This is a genomic window from Psychrobacter immobilis (assembly GCF_904846235.1).
Lineage (GTDB): Bacteria > Pseudomonadota > Gammaproteobacteria > Pseudomonadales > Moraxellaceae > Psychrobacter > Psychrobacter immobilis_C.
The window spans coordinates 239,398-256,650 of sequence record NZ_CAJGZN010000002.1; the positions used below are offsets into that span (position 1 = coordinate 239,398).

At 44.0% G+C, this 17,253-nt stretch carries 16 protein-coding genes; 8 read left to right on the plus strand and 8 right to left on the minus strand.

All coding sequences use genetic code 11. The annotated features are described in order from the left end of the window. Window positions 1–78 precede the first annotated feature (78 nt). The 4 genes from JMX07_RS02260 to JMX07_RS02275 form a co-directional block, all read right to left on the minus strand. Window positions 79–330 carry a BolA family protein gene (locus tag JMX07_RS02260; protein ID WP_057761749.1) on the minus strand — a complete coding sequence of 84 codons (252 nt, stop codon included), beginning with the start codon at window positions 328–330 and terminating at the stop codon, window positions 79–81. Between the two features lie 164 nt (window positions 331–494). Continuing rightward, the gene (locus JMX07_RS02265; RefSeq protein ID WP_201605991.1) at window positions 495–1,490 is read right to left on the minus strand and encodes an alpha/beta hydrolase; all 996 of its coding nucleotides are present in this window, start codon (window positions 1,488–1,490) and stop codon (window positions 495–497) included. Window positions 1,491–1,726: 236 nt separating this feature from the next. Next, window positions 1,727–2,527: a BON domain-containing protein gene (locus tag JMX07_RS02270; protein WP_201605993.1), complete on the minus strand. Its 801-nt coding sequence runs from the start codon at window positions 2,525–2,527 to the stop codon at window positions 1,727–1,729. Window positions 2,528–2,729: 202 nt separating this feature from the next. Next, window positions 2,730–3,215 carry a YraN family protein gene (locus JMX07_RS02275; RefSeq protein ID WP_201605995.1) on the minus strand — a complete coding sequence of 162 codons (486 nt, stop codon included), beginning with the start codon at window positions 3,213–3,215 and terminating at the stop codon, window positions 2,730–2,732. A gap of 131 nt (window positions 3,216–3,346) precedes the next feature. On the opposite strand from JMX07_RS02275, the gene rsmI reads away from it, so the two are divergent. Together rsmI and JMX07_RS02285 are read left to right on the plus strand one after the other, a co-directional pair. Further along, a complete protein-coding gene (gene rsmI / locus JMX07_RS02280; protein WP_201605997.1) occupies window positions 3,347–4,303 on the plus strand; it encodes a 16S rRNA (cytidine(1402)-2'-O)-methyltransferase in 957 nt (318 codons plus the stop codon). A gap of 53 nt (window positions 4,304–4,356) precedes the next feature. Further along, entirely contained in the window at window positions 4,357–5,376 is a 1,020-nt protein-coding gene (locus tag JMX07_RS02285) for an adenosine kinase (RefSeq protein WP_201579852.1), read from the plus strand. Between the two features lie 116 nt (window positions 5,377–5,492). Here the strand turns inward: JMX07_RS02285 and JMX07_RS02290 are convergent, their stop codons facing one another. Together JMX07_RS02290 and nfuA are read right to left on the minus strand one after the other, a co-directional pair. Further along, window positions 5,493–6,815 (minus strand): O-acetylhomoserine aminocarboxypropyltransferase/cysteine synthase family protein, encoded by a 1,323-nt coding sequence (locus tag JMX07_RS02290; RefSeq protein ID WP_201606006.1) that lies wholly within the window; start codon window positions 6,813–6,815, stop codon window positions 5,493–5,495. A 256-nt stretch (window positions 6,816–7,071) separates the two neighbouring features. Then, a complete protein-coding gene (gene nfuA, locus JMX07_RS02295) occupies window positions 7,072–7,755 on the minus strand; it encodes a Fe-S biogenesis protein NfuA (protein ID WP_057761762.1) in 684 nt (227 codons plus the stop codon). A gap of 575 nt (window positions 7,756–8,330) precedes the next feature. Here nfuA and JMX07_RS02300 point away from each other — a divergent pair. The 4 genes from JMX07_RS02300 to JMX07_RS02315 all read left to right on the plus strand — a co-directional run bounded on the left by JMX07_RS02300 (window position 8,331) and on the right by JMX07_RS02315 (window position 12,977). Then, a complete protein-coding gene (locus JMX07_RS02300; protein ID WP_201606014.1) occupies window positions 8,331–9,320 on the plus strand; it encodes an alpha/beta fold hydrolase in 990 nt (329 codons plus the stop codon). 139 nt (window positions 9,321–9,459) lie between these two features. Then, the gene (locus JMX07_RS02305) at window positions 9,460–10,527 is read left to right on the plus strand and encodes a bifunctional nicotinamide-nucleotide adenylyltransferase/Nudix hydroxylase (RefSeq protein ID WP_201572692.1); all 1,068 of its coding nucleotides are present in this window, start codon (window positions 9,460–9,462) and stop codon (window positions 10,525–10,527) included. A gap of 198 nt (window positions 10,528–10,725) precedes the next feature. Next, window positions 10,726–12,123, plus strand: coding sequence for a nicotinate phosphoribosyltransferase (locus JMX07_RS02310; RefSeq protein ID WP_201606023.1), 1,398 nt, complete (start codon window positions 10,726–10,728; stop codon window positions 12,121–12,123). Continuing rightward, complete coding sequence (locus tag JMX07_RS02315) at window positions 12,117–12,977, plus strand: SGNH/GDSL hydrolase family protein (protein ID WP_201606025.1); 861 nt, start codon at window positions 12,117–12,119, stop codon at window positions 12,975–12,977. Before JMX07_RS02310 ends, JMX07_RS02315 begins: the two co-directional genes overlap by 7 nt. 126 nt (window positions 12,978–13,103) lie before the next feature. Here the strand turns inward: JMX07_RS02315 and JMX07_RS02320 are convergent, their stop codons facing one another. Then, complete coding sequence (locus tag JMX07_RS02320) at window positions 13,104–13,382, minus strand: type B 50S ribosomal protein L31 (RefSeq protein WP_057761772.1); 279 nt, start codon at window positions 13,380–13,382, stop codon at window positions 13,104–13,106. A 492-nt stretch (window positions 13,383–13,874) separates the two neighbouring features. Here JMX07_RS02320 and JMX07_RS02325 point away from each other — a divergent pair, with 492 nt between their 5' ends. Further along, window positions 13,875–14,480 (plus strand): YceI family protein, encoded by a 606-nt coding sequence (locus tag JMX07_RS02325; RefSeq protein WP_201606027.1) that lies wholly within the window; start codon window positions 13,875–13,877, stop codon window positions 14,478–14,480. A 96-nt stretch (window positions 14,481–14,576) separates the two neighbouring features. Here the strand turns inward: JMX07_RS02325 and JMX07_RS02330 are convergent, their stop codons facing one another. Continuing rightward, window positions 14,577–15,014 carry a hypothetical protein gene (locus tag JMX07_RS02330; RefSeq protein ID WP_227684588.1) on the minus strand — a complete coding sequence of 146 codons (438 nt, stop codon included), beginning with the start codon at window positions 15,012–15,014 and terminating at the stop codon, window positions 14,577–14,579. A gap of 557 nt (window positions 15,015–15,571) precedes the next feature. Here JMX07_RS02330 and JMX07_RS02335 point away from each other — a divergent pair. After that, window positions 15,572–17,191, plus strand: coding sequence for an FAD-dependent oxidoreductase (locus JMX07_RS02335; protein WP_201606038.1), 1,620 nt, complete (start codon window positions 15,572–15,574; stop codon window positions 17,189–17,191). Window positions 17,192–17,253 lie beyond the last annotated feature (62 nt).

Below are 17,253 nucleotides of genomic sequence, written 5' to 3' on the forward strand. Positions count from 1 at the left end.
TATGAAAACCAGAACTACAGCGCTCAACCATGCATATGGCCGATTCAGTAATATCTAGTCATATAGACAGCTATTTGATTAGCCTTTTGATTGAGCGTCCCACTCAGCAGGCGTCAGCGCTTGGATATTGAGTGCGTGAATATCGCCACTCGCAATCTTATCATTGACTAACGCATATACTGCTTGCTGACGTTGAACCGCGCGTTTGCCTTCAAAGCTGGCATCGACCACGCGTACGTCAAACTTATTACCTTGGTTGGCAGCTTGAATAAAAGCGTCTGGGAAGTGAGTCTGTAAAAATGCGATCAAATCGTCAGCGTTCATGCTCATAGAATAGTCTGCCTTAAAGTTTAGAATAGGGTATAGATTTAAAGTGATGACATTATAACAAGAGTTTGCATATCTTACAGTACTGTCTTACTCAAGTATGTTTGAGCATTGAGACAGTGCTATCAATTAAACGGTCAAAAGTGATAGACATGCATAGTGATAAGCTATTTGAGCGTTTTATCCAAGTACGTCAACACTTGCGCACGCACATCATTTACCCAGCGTAGCGGCGGTGCCATAGCGCCTATACTGGTTGCGTGACTGGCCCCTTCGATTTCGCCCGTTTCAACGGTTACGCCTGCTTTTTTAAACGCTTCTGTCATTTTGATTGTATTAGTCACATGTACAATTTTGTCTTTTTCTGCCGTTAACAATAAATAGGGCGGCTGCGCACCTTTAATCTGACGATCTGGCATCACCTCATCAGGTGTGGCATTGGGGCCAAACGCCGTTGCACTACTGAACTTGCGGAAATCATAGCTATAAGGACCCGCAATTCCGATAACGGCTGCAATATCTGTTGGCTTAATACCATAAGGCGACAAAAAGTCTTCGTTAGCAACGGCTGCTACTGCATTAAACGCGCCAGCAGAATGCCCCATCACTGCTAGGCGTGACGGATCTGCATGGAGACTGGTCGCATTTTCAATACTCCAAGCAATTGCCTGAGCTGCATCTTTGACATAATCAGGATAGACGTGCTCAGGCGCTTTACGGTAATTAATCACTGCGGTGACATACCCTGCTTTGGCTAAGCTCTGACCGACAAAGGCGTATTGTTCTTTATTGCCGCTCTCCCATGAACCACCATGGACAAATACCACCATAGGATAGCTGGTATTGATAGCACTTTGAGATTTCATTGCTTGTGCTAGCGGTTTTGGATAATAGATATCTAGGTCTTGTGAAGGCTGATCACCGTATAAGATATCCTTACTTACCCCAACGCCACCACTAGAAGTAATCCCATTGACGATAGCCAACGGTGATAATGCCTGTGCGCTTTGCGTGGCTAGCGCGATACTGCCCAATGCCAATATTGCCGCACCACCAAATCTCAACGTTCGTGTTTTCTTATGAGCAGGTTTATTGTGCACGCCTATATTACCAATGACGCTTGTTTCTTTATTTGGTTGTATATTTGCCTGTGAATCCTTCATGACCAGTATCCTATTATATTTATTTATCAATCAGTAGTAACAGGCTAACAGCGATAATGGTTCATCCACTAGCCAATGAGGTGTTTGATATTAGTATCGTTGGCTAATGCGCTGACTCTGCTACGTTTTACTATTGATATAGTACTCACTGGCTGAAGATTTCTCGTGCCTTTACTGTTATCACTATTTAGGCTTATTGTGATTAACGTCATTTATCGCTTGGCGAACTAGAGTGCCTACTGGTTCTGATAAAGGTCAATATAAGGGCTTGATGACGGCTGCGTGGTATTGTCCTCTTCTTCCGTTATGACAAGAGGCGTTGCCGTGTTGATAGTAGTATTTTGGGCAGCTGGCGCTACTGCAGGATTGGCCAAATTATTCTCGTACATGATGTCATCATTATTTATTTTCACCCCTCTATCGTCAACGACAGTTGTCAGCAATACCAACTCGGTAACCCCAACGGTACTATTAGCAATATCAATCAGATGACTCTGCTGAGTGGGTGTCATACGGCCCATAATATAGACCACACCATTATTGGTAACGGCTTTAATTTGTGACGCACTCACACCATCGCTGGCGGCTATTTTCGCCAGTAGCTTTGAAGTGATATAACCATCATGAACCGTTGAGCTATACCCTTTTGATGCACTTACTTCCATCTCGTTGTAGACACGGCGTACATCTGGCATGGAGCTAACGACCTTTTCTACTTCTGCTTTGAGCGCTTCAGACGGTACTTCCCCTGTGAGCAGCACTTCGCTATTGAAGCTATCGATACCCATACGGCTGGTCTGCTGCAAGTCTTCTTTTAGCCCATAGACATTGATTTTGGCAGTATGCTCGATACTACGATCTAGTAGACGCTGCGGAATGGTGCGCTCAGTCATTGGCACACCGTAAGTTCCTTCTGTACTGTTGGTCAGATAGTTGGTGGCACAGCCTGTACTGACCACACAAGCAGCAAGCATAATGCCCGTCGTAATACAGCGTGATGAACCAAAAATAGCAGTGCGCAAATGCATCCGTGTCATTGTTTACCTCTTAGAGCATGGTGGTGACGGTGTTATAAATTCAATGAATTGAGTCAATTTTTATCTAGCAGTGATAAGACGAATTTCGTTAACAGCTACTTTACTTAATTTTGGCCAGCAGCGGTTAGGTTTTTGGTAACGAGTATTGCGCGCTAGATTCAGTCAGGCGCGCGAGTCATCCCGTATTTGCGTTATATATTTACTACCATGCACTGGCTACAAAGGCACCTTTAAGCCATTCCGGCTCATCACTCAACGGATTCTCTTTTGAGCTGAGCTTACCCGCCGTATTATAAGCAATGACATCAAAGCGGCAGTCATAATGAGCGTACTCAGGATGCTGCTGCAAAAAACATTGCGCCGCTTTAATCACTTTACGCTGCTTGCTTGTCGTCACGCTGAGTGCTGCATCGCCATAGATTGACCGCTTACGTTGACGAACTTCGATAAATACTAGCGTTGACCATGCGGGTCCTGCTTCCATCATAATCAGATCTAGCTCGCCTATTTTTGGCTGTTGCCAGTTTTGCGCCACCAACCGTAACCCTTGTGCTTGTAAATACTCACACGCCTGCTGTTCAAACAGGCTGCCTTGTCGTTGTTTCGGTGAGGTTAAGATCAAGGGTTTGTGATTCGTCATAAGGTTAATTCGTCTGCTTAACATTTGAGAATTATCATAGCACAACATGCTAAACTAGCCACTTCTGCGCGTTATGCTCTCAAAATCTATCGATTTATTCACTCACTATTTGACTGAAAAATCATAGATAACGACTGGATATAATGGCGCACTATTATTGTTAATAACCCGAGGTTTTCATGTCTACCCCTACTGCGATGCCAGCTTGTCTCTATATCGTTGCCACGCCGATTGGCAACTTGACCGACATGACGCCACACGCGATTGATGTTTTAAAGCAGGTCGCGATCATTGCCTGTGAAGATACTCGCACTTCAGGTAAGCTGTTGTCGCACTTTGGTATTGATACTAAAGGAAGCAAAACGGATGAGGCAAAAAACTCAGAGACCCATCATGCCACAAGTAGTGTAGAAGATGATGAGGCCACAACGAAGCAAAAAGGTCATAACAAGCTATGGGCTTATCACGAACACAATAGCGCTATTCAAACGCCTAAAATCATTGAAATGATTGAGCAAGGTCATTCGGTTGCCTTGATTAGTGACGCTGGTACGCCACTGGTCAGTGACCCAGGTTATCAATTGGTACAGGCTGCACATGAAGCTGGCGTGACCGTATCTCCTATCGTTGGGGCTTCTGCTGCAATTGGCGCATTGTCAGTAGCAGGACTACCCTCTGATCGATTTAGCTTTATTGGGTTCTTGCCTGCCAAAACGCACGGTCGTCAAAAACAGCTGAGCGATCTAATCGCACGTACCGAAACTTTAATATTTTATGAAGCACCGCATCGCATCGTAGCTAGTCTAGAAGACATGGCAACGATATTTGGTGCAGACCGTGCGGTGACTTTTTGCCGTGAATTGACCAAAACTTTTGAAACAGTACACAAGAGCACCCTTGGCGAGTTGGTCGAGTTTGTCAAAGCAGATGACAATCAGCAACGCGGCGAGATAGTCGTGGTCGTCGCTGGCGTCGGTGTGGCAAAAGATACTGACGACATCAGTACGCATGATAAATTGCTACAGCGTTTGCTAGAGGACTTATCGGTCAAAAAAGCAGCCGCACTAGCCTCTGATATCACTGGCGTGAAGAAAAATGCGCTTTATCAGCGTCTACTAGAGTTGCAAGCTGACTAGTTTTTAATAATAAAAAGATAACCATTTATAAATGAATTGAGGAGAGACAAGCAATGTACGATGTAATGGCAATAGGTAATGCGTTGGTTGATCACGAGTATGTGCTGTCAGATGCGGCACTAGAAGAGACCGAGCTGACCAAAGGTAATATGACGCTGGCTGGTATTGAAGAGCAGCAGCAACTACTGGCTTATTTTAAACTGGCTGAGATTGAGCCATCAAAACAAGCAGGCGGTGGATCTGCAGCCAATACTATGTTTACCTTTGCCAGCTTAGGCGGTAAGCCTTTTTATGCTTGCCGCGTCGGTGATGATGATCAAGGGGCGTTTTATCTCAGAGACTTGCATGAAGCAGGTGTCGCGACCTCAGACAAATCTATTCATGAAGGCGGTGTGACCGGCTCATGTGTGGTTGCCGTCACCGAAGATGGCGAACGCACCATGCAGACCTATCTTGGTACTTCAAGTGAGATTGTCGCTGACAATGTTGATTTTGACGCATTGACGCAAGCAGATTGGCTATATATCGAAGGCTATTTGGCGATGTCTGAGAGCATCCAACCAGCGATGACTCAATTACGTCAACAAGCCGGCATTCATAATGCAAAAATCGCGGTGAGCTTTGCTGACCCTGCGGTAGTAAAATTTGCCAAAGATGGTTTGCTTAATATGCTCGGCAACAAAGTCGCAGTGATATTCTGTAATAGCGAAGAAGCCAAGCTATTCACTGATAAAAAACAAGTCAAAGCAGCGGCGCGTGCCCTGCTTGAATATTGCCAAATTGCCGTCGTCACTGATGGTGCCAATGGTGCGGTAATCGCCCACCAGCCTAATGACGAGGCAGAAGTTGAAGTCTATGACGTTGCAACGCCAGCAGTGGCCAACGTCATCGATACCAACGGTGCAGGCGATAACTACGCTGGTGCTTTCTTATATGCACTATCGCAGCAGTATAGTCTGCCAGAATGTGGTCGTCTTGCTAGCGAAATATCAGCACAAGTTATTCAGCAGTTTGGACCGCGTCTTGCCTCGCAGGATTATCGAGATATCGCGCAGCGTGTACTGTCTTCTTAATTGTTAAACACATCTGTTGGACGCAAAACAAAAAGCCCATATCAAATCGATATGGGCTTTTTTTATATCATTCAGACTTGTTCAAACAGTTTGCTCAACTTAATAAGCGCTTGTTATTAAGCAGAAGCTAATGCTTGGGCAAGATCGGCTTTGATGTCTTCGATATGTTCGATACCAATCGACAGTCGTATCATGTCCGTACTGACGCCTGCATTTTCTAGCTCTTGCTCATTTAACTGACGATGCGTGGTCGTCGCTGGATGGCATGCTAGTGACTTCGCATCACCAATATTTACCAGACGAGTAATCAGTTGCAGCGCATCAATAAAGCGCGCCCCAGCTTCCAGACCGCCTTTCACCCCAAAGGTCAAAATAGCAGAAGGCGTGCCCTTCATGTATTTTTTGGCAAGCTCGTGCTCAGAATGGTCAGACAGACCTGCATATTTAACCCAAGCAACTTTATCATGATCACGCAGATATTCTGCAACGGCTTGTGCGTTTTGCACGTGACGCTCCATACGCAGACTTAGCGTCTCCATACCTTGCAAGATACCAAAGGCATTTAGCGGGCTAAGTGCTGCGCCAGTGTTACGTAGTGGCGCAACGCGGGCACGGGCAATAAAGGCTGGCGCGCCTACGTCTTTGACGAAGTTCACACCGTGATAACTATGATCTGGCGTATTCAAGAGTGGGAAACGCTCAGGATAATCACCCCAAGCAAACTTGCCACTATCGACAATTGCACCACCGATTGAAGTACCGGTTCCGCTCATATATTTGGTCAATGAGTGAACTACGATATCTGCACCGAACTCAAACGGACGGCATATCGCAGGCGTCGCCACGGTATTATCAATCACGACAGGTACGCCGTATTCATGAGCGACATCACTGAGCGCTTGAATATCGACGATATTACCTAGTGGGTTACCGATACTCTCGGCAAAAATCATTTTAGTTTTATCATCAATCAAGTCACGAATGGCTTCTGGGTCTTTATGATCAAAGAAGCGCACTTCGATACCTTGACGCGGCAAAGCATGGGCAAATAAATTATAAGTACCGCCATATAGCGTTGATACAGCGACGATATTGTCGCCTGCTTCACAAATGGTCTGAATCGCATAAGTAATGGCAGCCATACCAGAAGCTACGGCAAGCGCACCGATACCGCCTTCTAACGCAGCCACACGCTCTTCTAGCACCGCGTTGGTTGGATTCATAATACGAGTATAGATGTTGCCTGCGACCTTTAAATCAAACAGATCTGCACCATGCTGAGTATTATCAAACGCATATGAACTGGTATGATAAATAGGCACGGCGACTGCTTTGGTCGTTGGCTCTACACTATAGCCGGCATGAATCGCTAAGGTCTCAAGACGTTGAGGAGTTTCTGATTGTTGGGCTGTCTGCTGGTCTGCTGATCCATCACTCATAGTACATTCCTTTATTTTGATAAAAGATGATTTGTTGACGACGTATCGCTCAAAAACCACCTTAAAAAACTGTCTGCTAAATCATAGCAATAAAAAAAGCTGAGTTCATCATAACTCAGCTTCTTTATTAAAAGAATAGTAAAATACTCATCTCTTCATGACAAATATTCATAAGCAGCAAACCAAACAGGCATATCTATACTAGAGATGATGGCCACCTTTATAGCAGCCACTTTGCTTTTAACTATTTTTTATTTTATTTGTAGTAAGCATTCTCTGTACGAGTATGGTCAGTCTCGTCAACCACTTGGGTCAATTCTGGAATTTGTTGCTTTAGCTGCACTTCAACACCTTGACGTAGAGTCATATCAACCGCTGAACACCCTTGGCAACCACCACCAAATTTCAATACAGCGGTTAAACCAATGCCTTCTTCATCAATCAGTTCAAGCAACTGTACGTCACCGCCATGCGCTGCTAAGCCAGGGTTAATCTCTGACTGCAATACATAGTTGATGCGCTCTTCGACACTGGCATCAGCGCCTACTTTAGGCACTTTAGAGTTTGGCGCGCGGAAAGTCAGCTGACCACCAAAACGGTCTTTATTATAATCGATGACCGCGTCTTCTAGATAAGGTACTGACGCCGCCTCAATAAAGGCAGAAAAGTTTTCATACGTAAAACGCAAGTCAGCGCTGTCTTCTTCGCCCGGCTGGTTATAAGCCATGCAGCACTCCGCACGCGGCGTACCAGGATGCTCAACGAAGATACGCACACCGATACCATCGGTATCTTGCTTAGATAACAAATCTGCCAAGTAGCCCTGAGCTGACTCAGTGATAGTGATGTTACTTTTCGCTTCGACTTGCTCGGTATCTAGGGCTGATTCATAGCCAGCAGTTTGGTCTAGTTGGTTATCAGCTTGGTTTTGCTCACTCATAATGTTTCCTATGCGTTATGACACAAACGCTATATCTATTATGGCTACTGTGTCGTGAATTTGGATTTTTAAAATGTTTACGATTTATATAAGACATGCAGACTGGCAATGATTGGTATTTATTATTGTATGACATTGGTCGACATGAGTATAAAGTTTAATCCGTCTATAGCAGTCATTATACCTGAATCACGCATCAATTCCGACCACGCTACTGTGAATTGAACTGAGGCTATTGTAAATTGTCGTCATTGGTTTTTTTAATGATGCTAACAGGTGGCAAAGTAACTCAATATGTAAACCATGACAGATAAACACGCTGAATGATTGTGTAGGCTGCCAAGTTATTCTCTATATAAAGACAGCGGTACCATTTATCAAGCGCACTCAGCATTTTCGATATGCCATACCGTTCACATCTAGCCCGAGCAAGTCATCTGGTTTTGACGTAGTATTGATAATTTGAATGATTTTGCGCAGTAGCGTGTAGCGTTATGAGCATGGTAGCTTTTAATCGCCTTGTATAATTATCAGCTTGTATAAAGATTACGTATTTTTTGGATAGGATCATTTTTATGATGACACGGACGTTGCACCTAGTAACTACTAAGGATGATGAGAAAATTGCCGTTTGGAAAGTAGCCGATAATCCAGACAAAGATACGATAGCTAACACGTCAGAAAACAGCCTACCTGACATTACACCGCAAAACATATTTTTGACGCATGGTACGTTTTCTGACAAGCAAACTTGCCTCAAAATCGCCGAATATTTTGCGGGGCTTGGTCACCATTGCTACATCATGGAATGGCGTGGGCATGGTGATAGCTCCCTACCGAAAGAAAAGTTCAACTTTGAGACTGTCGCCACTTACGACTATGAAGCGACTTTTCGCTATTTCTTTGAAGAATTAAAACTCGATAATCTACATTGCGTTACTCATAGTGGCGGCGGTGCTGGTTTGACCATGTTTCTCGTCCAAAACCCAAGCTATATCAATAAGGTCAATAGCATCAGCATGTTTGCCTGCCAAGCTTTTGGGGCAGTAAAAGATTCGACCAGCTACGCAAAAATCCTTACGGCCAAGATAGTTACGCGTTTGATCGGCTTCATACCCGCTAAGCAGTTCAAGGTAGGCCCTTTTAACGAAAGCTACTATACGATGACCCAGTGGTACGATTGGAATTTGCACAAAAACTTTAAAAGTAGCTTTTTGAATAAGGCTAATTTCGATAAAGGCAGGACAAATACAGAAGAAATGAACGAAAGCATTAATCAGCAGAAAAGTACTGGCGATGACTTTATCGACTATCGTCATCATATGCCACAGATTACCATTCCTGTTTATTCTATCAGTGCGAAAGGCGATACCTTCATCTCCCCTACTCGTGGCTGTCGTTTGTTTTTTGATAGCTTTGATAATTCAACTAATATCTTTCGAGAGTACTCGCTCAGTAACGGCGATTTAGATGACTATACGCACAGTCGCATCATGATCAGTCGCAATGCTGCCACAGAGATTTGGCCAACGGTGACGGCATGGATAGAGAAGTATGCCAGTTAAAGTAGAGATTTCGTTTGGATGATTTCGATAATGACACACCCCTAAACATCTTTATACTTGTCAGAAAGTCATAGGCTGTGTCAGTATTAGCGTCATTAATTTTTAATCAATAAAAATAAGTCGTAGGAAGTTGGCGTCTATGAGTGAATTATCAGAGCAACAGTCAGATAAGCAAAACCTAGATCAAAAAAGCAGTAAACACTATCGTTATCTGGTCTTTATCGGACGCTTTCAGCCGTTTCATGCTGGGCACAAAGCCGTCATCGATGAGGCATTAAAACGCTCAGATGAAGTGATTATGCTCATTGGCTCAGCCAACTTGCCACGTAGCTTACGCAATCCATTTAGCGTCGCTGAGCGTGCCGCAATGATTAAAGGCGCTTACTCTGAAGAAGAAGCCGCACGCATTCACTGTGTTGGCTTAGATGATGCACTCTACAATGACACCCGCTGGCTACAGTATGTGCAGGCAGGTGTAAAATCTGTCACTGGCGACTTGCAGACGGATATTGGCTTGATTGGTCATTCGAAAGACAGCTCATCTTACTATCTGTCGTTGTTCCCCAACTGGGACTCTGTGTCAGTGCCTAATTATCATAACTTATCAGCCACACCGATTCGCGACAGCTACCTGATGGGGGCCACGCCTACGCCCGAACGTACGCCTGAGTCGACGCGCAACGTCCTTGATGCATTCAAACAAACTGAAGACTACCATCAGTTGCATGAAGAAGCAGACTTCATAGATAAATATAAAAGACAGTGGGAATCAGCACCTTACCCGCCTACTTTTATGACTGCCGATGCCTTGATTGTACAGTCGGGACATATCCTACTGGTTGAGCGACGTAGTATGCCAGGGCGTGGACTCTGGGCGCTGCCAGGTGGATTTCTAAATCCAAAAGAGACGCTGTTTGATGCTTGTATCCGTGAACTACGCGAAGAGACTCGCCTCAAGGTGCCTGAGCCAGTATTGCGCGGCTCCTGCCATAGCCAGCATACCTTCGACGATCCATATCGCTCAGCGCGTGGTCGCACCATTACTCAAGCGTTTTATTTTCAGCTCAAAAACGATCCAAAAGGTCTGCCAAAAGTAAAAGGTGGCGACGATGCGACCAAAGCATTTTGGTTACCCTTAGCTGAGCTCGATGCGAAGATGATGTTTGAAGATCACTATGCGATTATTACTAAGATGGTTGGCTTGTAGTTCGCTGCTAATCGTTTTTTCTAGTAGCTTTCTTTGGTAGCATTTTCTAATAGCTACTTGAGCAAATTATTATCAATAACAGCTATCACTAAATATCGTATTAACAATTTGATACCAATGCCGATAGACGGCAATCAACCACCGCCACTGTTTTTTTATTAAAGCAGCTGCGGCATTTCAAAGCAGAGGAGTTCTGTGATGTATACCAGTAATCTAAACAATTTAATCTTAAATAGTGACAGCTATAAGACCTCACATTGGGTGCAATACCCGAGCAGTAGTGAGTATCTGTCAAGCTACATTGAAGCGCGCAAAGGCGACTACGATGTGGTGTTCTTTGGCTTGCAAGCCTTTATCAAAGAGTACTTAAGTACGCCTATTACTCATCAAGATATCGACGAAGCCGAAATGGTCGTTCAAGCGCATGGCCTAACCTTCAATCGTACTGGTTGGGAACATTTAATTGAAAAACACGACGGCTATTTGCCATTGCGTATCCAAGCCGTACCCGAAGGCAGTATCGTGCCTGTGTCCAATGTAGTCTGCCAAGTGATCAATACCGATCCTGAGTTTTACTGGCTACCTAGCTATATCGAAACAGCGTTATTGCGTGCGATTTGGTATCCATCCACGGTCGCTAGTGTCTCTCACTATTGCAAAGACATTATCCGTCAAGCATTAGAGAAATCAGCGGACAATACAGAGTCCCTGCCTTTTCGCTTGCATGACTTTGGCGCACGCGGTGCATCAAGCCAAGAAACGGTTGCGCTTGGTAGCTTAGCGCATTTGGTCAACTTTGCTGGTACTGACTCGATGACAGCGCTTATCGGTGCTAGTCGCTGGTATCAGATGGGCGATGATATGCCTGCATTTTCTATCCCAGCCGCCGAGCACAGTACGATGACAGCTTGGGGACGTGATGGCGAGACTGCTGCTTTTCACAATATGATCGAGCAGTTTGGCGGTAAGGATAAAGCATTCTCAGTTGTCTCAGATAGTTATGATTTATGGAATGCCATCGACAATATCTGGGGCGACGCCTTAAAAGATGAAGTCAAAAACATGGGCGGCACCTTGGTCATTCGTCCAGACAGTGGCGAACCTACCAAAGTCGTCCGTGAAGCGTTAGAGCGCTTGGCGGTGAAGTTCGGTACGACCGTAAACAGTAAAGGCTATAAAGTGCTGCCCGACTACGTACGCATCATCCAAGGTGATGGCATCAGCTCGCAAAGTTTAAGCAAAATTATTGATGTGGTCATCAAAGCGGGCTTTAGCATAGAAAATGTGACGTTTGGTATGGGCGGCGGTCTATTGCAGCAAGTCAACCGCGACACTATGAGTTGGGCGATGAAATCTAGCGCTATCTCTATCGATGGTGCATGGAAGGATATTTATAAAGATCCTGTCACCAGCCGCTCAAAACGCTCAAAAAAAGGACGATTGGCACTGGTAAAAGACGATAGTGGCCAGCTAACAACTGTCAAAGAAAATGAGATGAGCGACCCAACTGACAATCTATTACGTGATGTCTATGTCGACGGTAAATTGTTAATTGAAGACAGTCTCACGACTATCAGGGAACGTGCAGGATGGTAGACACTAGTAAACTAACGTCGGTCGCAAGAGACGTTTTACTTGCCCCTGTCTACCTCTATCAAGGTCGCAAAATCAAGCGTGATACAGTCCGCTTGCCTGAACCACATGGTGAAAGGCACGGTATGATTGACCTGCCTCAATCGAATAATGAGATATCAGCGCAAAATGCTAAGACATTTAACCTTATGGTCGTCGGTGATTCGGCAGCAGCAGGTGTGGGTAGCCAGACCCAACAAGAAGCGTTGGTCGGTAAGCTCATACCGATACTGGAACAAAACAAAGCTATCCAATCAAACTTTGCTCGACTCAATTGGTCATTGCAAGCGACAACAGGTCATACTAGCTTTGATATTCTACGCAGGTTATATGTCTTACCCGCTCCTGAGCAGCCTATTGATGTGATGTTGCTGAGCGTAGGGGTCAATGACACGACGTCCAACGTCTCTGTGCATAAATGGCAACAGCAAATCGAAGACATTATCAATATTGCACAGCGTAAATTTGGCGTACGAGAATTGGTTTTTTTAAGTTTGCCACCGATGGCGCAAATGCCTGCAATCCCTTCCCCGCTCAATAACTTTGTGGGTGCAAAAGCATCGGTACTTGATGGGATATTGCAGCAGGTCTGTGCGGCTCATACTGGTGTCACTTATATGGCAACCGACTTTACAAGGATGCTAGAAGAGCATGCGAATGGCTCGGCTATAGATATCAATGTGATGTTTGCCAGTGATGGATTTCATCCTAGCAGTCTGATGTACGGCTATTGGGCACAGCAAATAGTAGAAACCATTATTCAGTTACTAGATTCTATTCAGTTATTGGACTCATCTACTACTGAGTTTGAGCGCTAAATAGCCTGATAGCCTGATAGCCTGATAGCCTGATTTTTAGATAATAGAAAATTAAACCAAAAAAACCGCTGAATAATCAGCGGTTTTTTATTGCTTAACGAAATACATTTACACCATGAGTGTAAATTATTCAGCAGCGTCTGCAGCTTTCTTGCTACGGCCACCAAATGCGCCAAAGCGTTTGTTGAAGCTTGCAACACGACCTTCAGTAGAAGTTTTACGTTGCTCACCAGTATAGAACGGATGCGACGCACTTGAGATATCAAGTGGGTAGTATGGGTATTCTTTACCTTCGTATTCACGAGTCGCTTTAGTCTTAGCAGTTGAGCGAGTCAAAAAGAACACGTCAGCGTTAGTGTCGTGGAATAAAACTTCTTGGTAATTAGGATGGATATCTTTACGCATAATATACTCTCTAGGTCCGATGTATGTACAACGTCTAAATACAGCATCATCGATGATGTATCAAACAAATAATGACATACGTAACTGAGGCACTAAGGACATTACAAGTATGGCAACTGCGTCACTGGCTTATTCCAGCACCCAACACCACCCTTCTGTTCGCTTAGCCTTTCCCCAGCGGGAAAATTAAACTGCGATTTTAACGGTTTTTGTCACCTAACGCAAGCCGCAGTTGTGATAGAGATATGTGATAAGTTGTCAATAATAGAGAAATAGTGTTGAGATGTATAAGTTAACCCAGTACAATATTTTGGTTAGTTAAATTAATCAATTATATAGATATCTGTAGTTAAGCTAACGAGCTTTAGCTTTTCTTTGCCATTTATCTATCGAACATTTATGCGATATGGCTAGTCAGTTTTCTACAAAAAATATCGCACTCTTTGTTCATCGGTAAGCACAACTTCCCTAACACTAAATAAGGACTATTCAATGATAAACACTACCATCAAAACCACTACTAAGGCACTATTAATCAGCTCAGCACTTGCTATCACGACTATGGCAAGCGCTGCTCTACCAACTCAGTGGCAACTAGATAATTCACATACTCGTGTCGGTTTCTCTGTTGAGCATATGGGATTTTCTACGGTTATGGGGCACTTTAGTGATGTCGACGGTACCGTGCAGTTTGACCTAAAAAATCCAAACAAAACAAAGCTTAACTTTGTCATTGATACAGACAGTATCGATACTGCTTGGGAAGCCCGTGACAAGCATCTGAAAACCGACGAGTTTTTCAATGTTGAGAAGTACCCTACCATGAGCTTTAAATCCACTCAGGTTAACTTTATCAATCCACAACAAGCAAAAGTCACTGGCGACTTTACTTTACTTGGTCAAACCAAACCATTAACACTTAACCTAACGCTAAAGAAAATCGATAACAGCCCTCTTACTAAAGAGCCTGTGATTGGTTTCCGCGCCACAGGCAATATCGATCGTACTGCTTATGGCATGGATGCATACTCGCAAGGCGTTACCACCAATGTGCCTATTCAGATAGATGGCGAATTGGTAGAGAAAAAGTCAAAATAGACGTCATTCGCTATTAATCGCTTTTACTAGCAACAACAAAAAAGCAGCCTCCATAATAGTGCTGCTTTTTTTGTCCAACAATAGCGTTATAAGATACTATTTGGTTGGGATAACGTGCCAAACGCCAAGTTTATCATCACCGTCTTTGTCACCAACTTTTGTGTCATTAGCATAGAAGTATAAAGGCTTACCGTTCATTGCCCACTGATATTTGCCATCTTCACGCTTAAATGCAGCGAACTGACCTGAGGCTTTAGCATCGCTAGGCGCTTTGAAAATTGGCCACACAACTTGGCAAGCTGCACCGCAATCTGACTTATTCATAGAGTCTTTATCAAACGTATATAACGTCATATGATTTGTAGCATCTACCAGCACCCCATTCTTGCTAGTGACTGGTGCTGTATTATTGCTCGTTGCCTGTACTTCATGCGTACCTGACATATCGTTACCGGCCACGTTTTTTAAGGTAGTACAGCCAGTTAGTGTCAATACACCTGTTAGTACCGATAGCATCATCATATTTTTCATCATAACTTCCTTGTAATTTTAGTCGTATTTTTTATAGCGATGAGCTTGTTGTCGTTTACTTTATCGACTGTCCCTTTTGTTAATTTTAACATTTGGAATTTTGAACAGTTCTCAAAACAGAACCGACACTTCTTGCTAAGCAAAATGAATACAACATACGATTTTAAGTTATCTTGGCTACCAATATACACACTTACAAAAGTGGTCGAATTTTACAAAACAATAAAACGAGCTTATTTCCGATTCCACAAGTTTGCCACTTCTCTCGTTTACTCTATTTTTAGAAAGGCTCGTTTGTCTGAAAAACTTCACACATATAGCGACTCGTTGACAAAAATCATGCATCTTCTTACGTATTTCCCATCATATTGTCTGTAGTTCTTCGTAAAATAAACCTATAGAGATGAAGAATGGCTAAACAATAGGAAAGATGACTATTGAAGTTCAGATTTGTGAGTTGAACTTAATTACCTTCGCACTCATATCAAGAAATATAGAACATTTGATACATATATCGAGCATGGCCTAATACAGACGCTATTAAGGATACAACGACGACAATGACTCAGTCTTTTGATAAAAACTACGCTCAATCCTTTAATCGTGACGCTCATTCTGAGGTGTTATCTTACGGGGCAAAAAACATTCAACCTAAAAAGCGTGTTGGCATTTTGGGCGGCGGTACTGCGGGATCGACGATTGCAATTCGACTTGCTGCGTTAGGATTAGAGACATACTTATTTGAGAAGAAAAAATCTCTCATTGATGGACCACCTATGTGTCATTTGCATGCAGGTGGTAATTTATATCGTGAAATACCGGACGAGGATTGCGTAGCACTGCTCAAGCAATGTATCGATATTTTGCGTTTGTATCCGCACACTATTGACGTTCGTCCTACGGTGTTTGCCGTACCGACACGTGATGAAGGGTTGCCTGAAGATTTACTACCGCGTTTAGATATTTTGACCGATGCTTATCAAGAACTGATTGAGCAAGATGCTAATAATAAGGTATTGGGCGAGCCTGAAGATTACTATCAGCTCTATAGTCATGAGCAATTGATTGAGCTGTCTGAACGTGAGCAAGTCGCTGTACCAAGTACGGTTGATGAGTGGATGATTCCAGTCGCTAGATACTTAGATTTGAACAAAGTTAAATTTCCGTTAATTGTCGTTCAAGAATATGGCTGGAACATTTTTCGTCTAGCAGCTTCTGCCAAGCTTGCGCTCGAAGAGTACGACAATGCGCACGTATTTACCGAAACCGCTGTGCAAAGAGTCGTGCCGGTAGATTGTGAGAACTGTACCAACGCTGACCATCATGTCACCAAATGGCGTATCGACTATCAACAGATCCATAATCAAGAACACGCCTCTCAGCCTGAGACTATCGAAGTTGATTATCTAGTCAATGCTTGTGGGTTTCGTACGGGTGTCATCGACGATATGGTTGGTGTCGAAGTCACACGTATGGTCGAGTTCAAATCGTCTTATGTGACCCATTGGGGCGATGCTGGTGGACAGATACCAGAGATTATCGTCTACGGTCAACGAGGTACACCAGAAGGCATGGCGCAGCTTACTCCCTACCCTGGCGGATATTTTCAGATTCACGGTATGAGTAAAGCCATTACCTTGTTTGATGATGGTCTTGTCGCATCAAGTGAAGACAGTGCGCAGCCCAAACTGCCACAGCAATACGTGCATTATATTGAAGATGGTTGGGATAAAGCACCCTTACAGGCACGTAGTCAGCAAGCGATTGAGTATGTGGCGGAGTTTGTACCAACATTTAACAGCGCACGTACTGTTGGTAACGCGCTATACGGTGGACAGCAGATTCCTGGGCAGGATGATACGCTGCGAGTCGCTGACGTGAGCTTGTACTCTAATATACGCTATGCCCGTGCAGAAAACGTCAAAGCATCTTCGACCTTGATTGCCGCTGATCAAATCGTTAATGAGCTGACAGATCTAGGTTTGATAGAGAACGATACACCTCTGAATCGTCGTCGCTATGCTCATGAGTGGTCATACCTTGTCCATAACGATAGCCTCGCTGTCGATGAGGTTGCACGTGAGCTCGCTGAACAGCGTGGATTCCCGATAGCGATGGCTCATGTTAATCATAGTATTCGTGAAGTAGCATTGGACGATCTCACGCCTGCTGATGCCTAATAGACATGATTCGCTGATAGGTTGTTAATACATATAATAAAGGAGCAGATAACCGAGGTTTG

Bases quoted from the DNA above. Each gene is read 5' to 3' on its own strand.
- JMX07_RS02260 (WP_057761749.1), bottom strand. From the start codon at position 330: ATGAGCATGAACGCTGACGATTTGATCGCATTTTTACAGACTCACTTC.
- JMX07_RS02265 (WP_201605991.1), bottom strand. From the start codon at position 1,490: ATGAAGGATTCACAGGCAAATATACAACCAAATAAAGAAACAAGCGTC.
- JMX07_RS02270 (WP_201605993.1), bottom strand. From the start codon at position 2,527: ATGACACGGATGCATTTGCGCACTGCTATTTTTGGTTCATCACGCTGT.
- JMX07_RS02275 (WP_201605995.1), bottom strand. From the start codon at position 3,215: ATGTTGTGCTATGATAATTCTCAAATGTTAAGCAGACGAATTAACCTT.
- rsmI (WP_201605997.1), top strand. From the start codon at position 3,347: ATGTCTACCCCTACTGCGATGCCAGCTTGTCTCTATATCGTTGCCACG.
- JMX07_RS02285 (WP_201579852.1), top strand. From the start codon at position 4,357: ATGTACGATGTAATGGCAATAGGTAATGCGTTGGTTGATCACGAGTAT.
- JMX07_RS02290 (WP_201606006.1), bottom strand. From the start codon at position 6,815: ATGAGTGATGGATCAGCAGACCAGCAGACAGCCCAACAATCAGAAACT.
- nfuA (WP_057761762.1), bottom strand. From the start codon at position 7,755: ATGAGTGAGCAAAACCAAGCTGATAACCAACTAGACCAAACTGCTGGC.
- JMX07_RS02300 (WP_201606014.1), top strand. From the start codon at position 8,331: ATGATGACACGGACGTTGCACCTAGTAACTACTAAGGATGATGAGAAA.
- JMX07_RS02305 (WP_201572692.1), top strand. From the start codon at position 9,460: ATGAGTGAATTATCAGAGCAACAGTCAGATAAGCAAAACCTAGATCAA.
- JMX07_RS02310 (WP_201606023.1), top strand. From the start codon at position 10,726: ATGTATACCAGTAATCTAAACAATTTAATCTTAAATAGTGACAGCTAT.
- JMX07_RS02315 (WP_201606025.1), top strand. From the start codon at position 12,117: ATGGTAGACACTAGTAAACTAACGTCGGTCGCAAGAGACGTTTTACTT.
- JMX07_RS02320 (WP_057761772.1), bottom strand. From the start codon at position 13,382: ATGCGTAAAGATATCCATCCTAATTACCAAGAAGTTTTATTCCACGAC.
- JMX07_RS02325 (WP_201606027.1), top strand. From the start codon at position 13,875: ATGATAAACACTACCATCAAAACCACTACTAAGGCACTATTAATCAGC.
- JMX07_RS02330 (WP_227684588.1), bottom strand. From the start codon at position 15,014: ATGATGAAAAATATGATGATGCTATCGGTACTAACAGGTGTATTGACA.
- JMX07_RS02335 (WP_201606038.1), top strand. From the start codon at position 15,572: ATGACTCAGTCTTTTGATAAAAACTACGCTCAATCCTTTAATCGTGAC.